Annotated in this window: 8 protein-coding genes; 2 read left to right on the forward strand and 6 right to left on the reverse strand. The window is 38.2% G+C overall.

Annotated elements, in window-relative coordinates:
* Positions 1-36: 36 nt before the first annotated feature.
* The 5 genes from AC3WU2_RS30520 to ahlS all read right to left on the reverse strand — a co-directional run bounded on the left by AC3WU2_RS30520 (position 37) and on the right by ahlS (position 3,455).
* Complete coding sequence (locus AC3WU2_RS30520; RefSeq protein ID WP_492458590.1) at positions 37-291, reverse strand: hypothetical protein; 255 nt, start codon at positions 289-291, stop codon at positions 37-39.
* 25 nt (positions 292-316) lie between these two features.
* The gene (locus AC3WU2_RS30525; protein WP_492458591.1) at positions 317-1,135 is read right to left on the reverse strand and encodes an imm11 family protein; all 819 of its coding nucleotides are present in this window, start codon (positions 1,133-1,135) and stop codon (positions 317-319) included.
* 18 nt (positions 1,136-1,153) lie between these two features.
* Positions 1,154-1,525, reverse strand: a complete 372-nt coding sequence (locus AC3WU2_RS30530) for an AHH domain-containing protein (RefSeq protein WP_492458592.1) — start codon at positions 1,523-1,525, stop codon at positions 1,154-1,156.
* Between the two features lie 182 nt (positions 1,526-1,707).
* On the reverse strand, positions 1,708-2,286 hold the full coding sequence (locus tag AC3WU2_RS30535) for a hypothetical protein (protein ID WP_492458593.1): 579 nt from the start codon (positions 2,284-2,286) through the stop codon (positions 1,708-1,710).
* Between the two features lie 320 nt (positions 2,287-2,606).
* Positions 2,607-3,455: an AhlS family quorum-quenching N-acyl homoserine lactonase gene (ahlS, locus tag AC3WU2_RS30540; RefSeq protein WP_492458594.1), complete on the reverse strand. Its 849-nt coding sequence runs from the start codon at positions 3,453-3,455 to the stop codon at positions 2,607-2,609.
* Between the two features lie 201 nt (positions 3,456-3,656).
* Between ahlS and AC3WU2_RS30545 the strand changes: the two genes are divergently transcribed.
* Positions 3,657-3,791: a hypothetical protein gene (locus AC3WU2_RS30545; protein WP_492458595.1), complete on the forward strand. Its 135-nt coding sequence runs from the start codon at positions 3,657-3,659 to the stop codon at positions 3,789-3,791.
* Positions 3,792-3,797: 6 nt separating this feature from the next.
* Positions 3,798-4,043, forward strand: a complete 246-nt coding sequence (locus AC3WU2_RS30550; protein WP_492458596.1) for a winged helix-turn-helix transcriptional regulator — start codon at positions 3,798-3,800, stop codon at positions 4,041-4,043.
* Positions 4,044-4,265: 222 nt separating this feature from the next.
* On the opposite strand, the gene AC3WU2_RS30555 is transcribed toward AC3WU2_RS30550, so the two are convergent.
* On the reverse strand, positions 4,266-4,619 hold the full coding sequence (locus tag AC3WU2_RS30555) for a hypothetical protein (protein WP_492458597.1): 354 nt from the start codon (positions 4,617-4,619) through the stop codon (positions 4,266-4,268).
* Between the last annotated feature and the right edge of the window lie 427 nt (positions 4,620-5,046).

Consider the following 5,046-nt stretch of genomic DNA (forward strand, 5'->3'; position numbering starts at 1 on the left):
ACCCATAAACATCATACCAAGGAGTCTTTTTATTTCTCAAACCTCGTATTTCTTCATAATAGGAATGCTGCCCGTTACTTCAACAAAGCAAAAAGGAGCTGTCTCCATGAAGCCCCTCAACTCTCGTGTCCCGTTAGAATTCCTGCTCTGCTTACCTATTAAACTTACTGATGTTGATGGTGGAACTGAAGCTGCATGAATAATTGCATTCCCCCAACTCCCCCCTTGATTAAAGGGGAGAGTTGAGATAAGCAAAACAATACTAAGAATTGTTGCTATTATCTTTTTCACAAAGTGCCTCCTGTAAGGTTTTCAATCATAACTCTGACTTTTCTACTTCATGCCATCGTAGATCTAATAGAATTGGGGGAATATAAATCGGAACTATCCAGCTATGCTGCCCACCTGATGACAATCTGCCACTCACTAAGTTATTGTCTTGATCCAGTTGTATTTTCCACTCACCACTTGCTATGGCTTTTCCTGCAATAACTTGTCTATACGCTTCCTCCCAATCTACTGTTGGACCTGAATAGGCTTCTACTTGAGCTAAAGCATCTTCGTACTGTTGTTGAAGCTGCTGCTCCATTTCGACTGTAAATTCTGAATCCCATACTTCTTCGAATTCGAACCCTTTTATTTTTGTTTTGATTACGTGATCTCGGAAATCATCCGATACAAAGATTCTTCTCTTAAACTCGGGTACTTTAAAAATATCTATTCCTTCAATCCGCTCTTTATTAAAAAACAAACCTTTATCTCCCGTGATATGTCCAAATTTATTTACTTCTAACACAGAACGATCACTATCTAAAGCATCTACGACACTTATCACGTTCAGCAATTTCATTTCCAATTCAGCGTCTGCCACATAAATATCAAGTAATTCTGCTCTCCCTCCTAAAAATCCCTTGAGAGCAACTTCAATTTTAGTTGAAAGTGCCGGAATTCTTCCAAAAATAGCAACATCCCTATACAGACCTTTTTTATAAACCTCAACCCCCATTATCTTCCACACATGCTGCATCGATTCACCTTTAAAATTATCACTACACATCGAAATTTCATCATAATTTTCATCGATATAAGTCAATTCCATACTTTTAGTTGATACCTTTAATTGCCAAACTTTCATAGACAATCCCTCATTCGTTTATGTTTTTGGTAAACCTAATTCAAGTTTCCCACTTAAAAGTAATTTACGTATCTCATGTAGCTCATGAAGAATTTCATCTGTTGTTGTTGCGTGTTCAAGTCTCTCTGCTACAAAATCAAGATATGCTTGTGTATGGTACTTATGAGTAGACACTCTCCACTTTACCTGGGTAGTCTCATCCAGAATATCTGTAACATTTTGCCCTTTTATTCTAGGAAGCCAGACCCCATTTGCCGCCGATTTTCTATCAATTTTTGGTTTTGCATCTGATAAGTTTTTCCATAAATCTTTAGCACATGGATCATTCTCAGGGATTAGATGATGTGCTTCCCAGTTTTTAGCAGGTTTTTCTATGCCAGCTTCTGTCAATTCTTTAGCTAAACTTGCCTAGATGAAGCGGTTGCTGTATCAATTCGAGCAGGCAATGATGAAGAGAGTTTAGTGAGTCTTTTATTGATCTATCGTGTTCCGTTAGCGGAATGTGTTACCTATTATTCAAGACCTCCAACTGAATTAATCTGTTTTTTCAAAGCATCAGAATGGGGTACCCTTTACCTCTTTCTTATTTTAATAAATCTGATGAATATCCAAACAAGAGTTATGATTATATCTATAATAAGAACAATAAGACCATATAATAATAACAATTGTTTCTCAAAAATATTCCAGACCGAAATTTTAATAGAATAATCTTTATATGTATCATTTTGTTGAATTTGTATCATTCTTTTTTCATTATCATCAAATACTAGATTGTTGGTTGAAGAACAGGTGAAATTATCACTAATAGTAAAAGTAAAATTATCTTCCCCATTTCTACATTCGTATTTCTTCCATTGATTCTTTGAGTAATAATCAAATCCATATTCAAAACCTGTCGTACCTGGGAGAAATGAGTGAAGTTTTTTTATCCAAATATCCTTAATAATTATTTCCCCTGGACTTTTCCCCTCAAAATACTCATTTAACGCTATACCTACATCTCTAGTTATTCGTTCAGTTTGAATATAACTTGATGCAGCCTTTATTGTCAGAGGCAGGGTTAATATAACTAAAAAGTAAATAAAAAAAATAATTGGCTTTTTATATGTATTAATAACATTCACTCCTATTGTACCGTTTTTTTTCATACAAATTCTCTATCAATTAATAATGATAACGCATACTGCTGCTGAAGTTTTTAAATTCTGAAAAAATACACTTAAAACTATGACACCACTCCATTTTCAGGAGTGGTGTTATCTTTATATATTTATATTTTTTTGTGGTCAAACTGCACTTTGTTTTTGATACATTTCGGTGATCCGTATTATAAAATTTATGCATTGTTACATTAACCTGCCAGTTAGCGCAACGAAGGCAGCCGATCGTCCTGGCCGGCTGCCTTCGTGTCATCGTTGAGCTATAGTGTCCCGTTAGCTCAACCTTGGGATGATCTACTTATTGATAATTATTCGTAGTATCCTTCGGTTGATTTGCGAAATTGTTTGAATTGATTGTCATCATGTCCGAACCACACTTGGGAGTTTGTTCGGGTAGCCAGCGTACGGATTCTTTCAACTGTGTTCCGGTAACCGATTGAATCATAGATAATGCCCGGTGGCTTAACTGGATGACCGTAACTCTCAGCCGTATAAATGGTATCCGAAGCGAGGATGATCCCGCCTGTTTCGGGCATTTCAATGTGCAAGCCTAACATACCCCAAGCATGTCCGCTTCCAAAATTTAAAATTTGGATTCCTTCAGCCAGATCGAGATAATCTTCATTGCGTTTGACCGTTTTCCATTGTAAATGGTTTGTGATCCAAGCATCGATGTCTGCCCAAACATAGGCCCCTTCTTTTTCATTACGGGCGTAGCTCTGCAGTGTGCCATTCAGTTCATCTTCGTGGACGATTATCGTAGCATTCGTGAACATCTCTAGGCAACTCGCATGATCCAGATGCAAATGAGAGGCAATGACGTATCGGATGTCCTCAGGTCTTACGCGGAGCTGCTCTAGTCTGTTATGCAGATAACATTCCTCACACGCCACCCAAGGGGACGCTTGTTGGGTGGATTCCGCCCAGCGTCCTTCAACGCCCATGGAATTCGGATTGCAAGCCGTATCAAATAGAATCTTCCCCTCCGGATGGTCAATCAACACCGTATAAATCGGAAATTCCACAAACTGCGTCGCCGCGTTAGGATTGCTAACCGTGGCTGGGTTATGCATGTTAATCAACCAGTTTTTATCCATGCTCATACGGCCGTTATCCATCACATACAGTTTAGGGCGGGGCTTTATAATATTCGACATGTTCATTTCCTCCCACTAGATTAATTTAGTTATCATCCTGTTCAAAATGTCAGCCTTCGTAATGGATCAGGCGCTTTTGGCATAAAGCTCAATGCTTGCTTTGCCCTTGGTATAGTCATACAATAATGCATAAACTAAACCTACGTAAGTAGGCACTTTAAAGTGTCCTGGGAACTTCAAGGTGCAGAGGAGGGAAATCATTTGACATCTTTGGTCAAACTAAAACACCCCAACATCGCGCTTGCGGTGTGTGGCTACAGTAAAGTGCTTGATATTATCTCTAATAAATGGACCGCGCTCATCATTTACGCAATGGAAGACGGAAGCATCCGTTAAGGGGAAATGGCGAGAAGAATCGAGGGTATTTCCAAAAAAATGCTGACTCAAACCCTACGTAAGCTTGAACGCGATGGACTGGTCCAACGTCATATCACACCATCGGTTCCTCCAATGGTTGAATATTCACTCACTCCTCTAGGGGAATCTTTACTCCAGCCGATGAGAGAGCTACGGCAATGGGGAAGAGAAAATTATGTACGTGTCGAAGCAGCAAGAGTCAACTTCGATCTAACTTACAGTGATGATTAACTATCTCAATAAGTTAAGGTCCATATAAGCCGGGGCTTTTACTTAAACGATCCTAATGAATATAGTTATGATGTCGTCCACAGCCAACGATTTCGCATCGGCTCCGACAACGATCTTAGGCCATCCTTTGCAGGATGGCCTTTTCTTTGATCTAACTTTATTCAACTAATCTGCCAGTTAGTTGAGAAAAGCCAGTGCGGTAGACCTTTCGGTATTGAACTATCACGTCAATCTTTCGGAGATAGTTTTTCTTATTTCTTCAGGGTTTTTAACATCAATGATTAACTTTGATATTTTAAATTTACCAACAAGAAAATTATTCAAGTCAAAATGAAGGGTATCAACCTCATTATTAAAAAAGTAGAGATGATAACCTCCATTGAATCTAAATAATCCATTTCTTGTTCCTCCAAAAGAAGCACCATAAAGCTTGAAAGCATTTGGTATGGGTCTACCTGTTGTTATCCCCTTAATCGAAGAGTATGGAATTTGCAACCCGTTATCTAATTTTAAAAAGGGCGGATTTCCAAGATCGATATTTAAATGGGTTTCCATTAATTGAATTGTACGTTCCATTCGTTTAGTCCACCATTTCATAACGCTTTAGTATTTCTAAACTATATTTACATATTATACCATAGATAATCTTATTTATAGAATTTATTGAGCTAATTTACCCAAGAACTGAACATGCAACCGAATATTTCGCCGGTTGCATGATGGAATATTACATTATCCTGCCCGTTAGCCATCCATGCATCCTCTGCAATGCACCACAGAGCATGAAAGTTGACCCGTTCTTTCATAGTAGTTTAACGAAAAAAACAACCGATCGAAAATCGGCTGCCTTCTTGTTGTCTTTGAACTATCGTGTCCCGTTAGTTGAGCGACGAACTCAGAATCATATATGTAAATATGGTTACTTCCTTGTCTCACCATTAAAATGGAAATTTAACTAAGACTATTATTAATATTGTTACGCCGACTCCACTCATGAATAATC

Source organism: Paenibacillus sp. EB106-05-06-XG162, assembly GCF_058791655.1.

Excerpts from the sequence above, each read along its gene's own strand:
- AC3WU2_RS30525 (WP_492458591.1), bottom strand. The coding sequence starts at position 1,135 with ATGAAAGTTTGGCAATTAAAGGTATCAACTAAAAGTATGGAATTGACT.
- AC3WU2_RS30550 (WP_492458596.1), top strand. The coding sequence starts at position 3,798 with ATGGCGAGAAGAATCGAGGGTATTTCCAAAAAAATGCTGACTCAAACC.
- AC3WU2_RS30555 (WP_492458597.1), bottom strand. The coding sequence starts at position 4,619 with ATGGAACGTACAATTCAATTAATGGAAACCCATTTAAATATCGATCTT.
- AC3WU2_RS30535 (WP_492458593.1), bottom strand. The coding sequence starts at position 2,286 with ATGAAAAAAAACGGTACAATAGGAGTGAATGTTATTAATACATATAAA.
- ahlS (WP_492458594.1), bottom strand. The coding sequence starts at position 3,455 with ATGTCGAATATTATAAAGCCCCGCCCTAAACTGTATGTGATGGATAAC.